Raw genomic sequence first — 1448 nt, 5'->3', positions numbered from 1 at the left:
GAATCAAAGATTTTGCAATTGGCTTGGAAGTGAACTCGTATGCCTGAATGTATACATATTTTTGAGAATTGTCAATTTCATTGATTATTTTAGCAGTGCAATTTTCTCCAGGCGTGAAACAAACAGAAGTTTTCGGACAAATGCACCCAGATAAAGCTACACATATTAAAAAAGATAAAAAACATCTAAACATTATGACCAAATTTATACTATCCATTGATGGTGGAGGAATAAGAGGTATCATACCAGCTATAATACTAACAGAAATAGAAAAAAGATCAAAAAAACCTATTTCCCAAATCTTTGACCTGATGGCAGGAACCTCAACAGGTGGAGTTGTTGTAGCTGGTTTATGTAAAAAAAATAACAAAGGAAGTCCTCAATACTCAGCCAATGATTTGGTTGAACTTTATCAACAATATGGACCATATATTTTTAAATCATCGTTTTGGAGAAAATCGATCGCTTCATGGTTTAATGGTGCTCAGTACTCATATCAAAATATAGAATTCATTCTTGATAAATACTTCGGCAAAAGTACTACTGCTGACATTTCAAGTAATCTACTACTTACCAGTTATGACATTCAAAATAACTGTCCATTTTTCTTTAAAAGCTGGAAAAGAGAAAACATTAAGTTAAAAGATGCACTCAGAGCTACAACAGCAGCACCTACCTATTTCATACCAAAACATTTAGAAATTAACCAGATAGATAGAATATTAGTGGATGGAGGGGTGTTTGCCAATAATCCTGCTGCTTGTGCGTATGCAAGTGGAAGAAGATTATTTCCAAATGATGATATTGTAATTTTGTCACTTGGCACTGGCAGGACGGCTAGAAGTATAGAGTATGCTAATTCAAGAAGATTCGGCAAGATTAGTTGGATAAAGCCGCTAATAAATGTAATGTTTGCCTCTGGATTGGACTGTGTTGATTATCAACTAGAACAAGTAATGGGTGATAAATACATAAGAATACAGTCACAGCTCAAGATAGCATCGGCTGAAATGGATGACACTACGCCCCAAAATATCGAGCATCTTCAACAAGAGGCATACGAAATGGTAGAGAATAATCAAGCTATAATAGATGAATTGTGCAATATATGTTAACAAAAGAAGCTGATGGAACTTACGCAAAATACTTAATAAACTAAGCTGATATATTAATATAAATATGTCTCTTTTTATATGCAAAATACTCGCTACAGTGGCTTGTTGTGCGCATATATTAAATCTACACGAGCATATAGAGTTAATAATTAGATAACCTGTGATGCTATAGACTGTAGTATAAAATGCTTTTTTAGGAGTCAGTATGAAAGATGTTGAAATGGCTTTGAAAAAAATTGCTAATAAAATAGATAGAACCAGAAATAATAGATCACTCCTTCTATCGGTTATTGGTACAATTGCTCACACAACATTAGGTACTAAGATTTTGCA

The 1448-nt window shown here is 33.5% G+C and carries 1 protein-coding gene and 1 pseudogene; one reads left to right on the top strand and one right to left on the bottom strand.

Annotation, left to right across the window (positions count from 1 at the left end; translation table 11 throughout):
- Nucleotides 1-193, bottom strand: a pseudogene (locus IC220_RS07965) (phospholipase D family protein); the annotation flags it as partial.
- Between the two features lies 1 nt (nt 194).
- Between IC220_RS07965 and IC220_RS07510 the strand changes: the two are divergent.
- Nucleotides 195-1115 (top strand): patatin-like phospholipase family protein, encoded by a 921-nt coding sequence (locus IC220_RS07510; RefSeq protein WP_188153789.1) that lies wholly within the window; start codon nt 195-197, stop codon nt 1113-1115.
- Nucleotides 1116-1448: the final 333 nt, after the last annotated feature.

The sequence above is a fragment of the Wolbachia endosymbiont of Pentalonia nigronervosa genome (assembly GCF_014534705.1).
Taxonomy (GTDB): domain Bacteria; phylum Pseudomonadota; class Alphaproteobacteria; order Rickettsiales; family Anaplasmataceae; genus Wolbachia.
Note: the sequence above shows the minus strand (reverse complement) of the source record. Positions and strands in the feature narration are given on the sequence as shown.

Excerpts from the sequence above, each read along its gene's own strand:
- IC220_RS07510 (WP_188153789.1), top strand. The coding sequence starts at position 195 with ATGACCAAATTTATACTATCCATTGATGGTGGAGGAATAAGAGGTATC.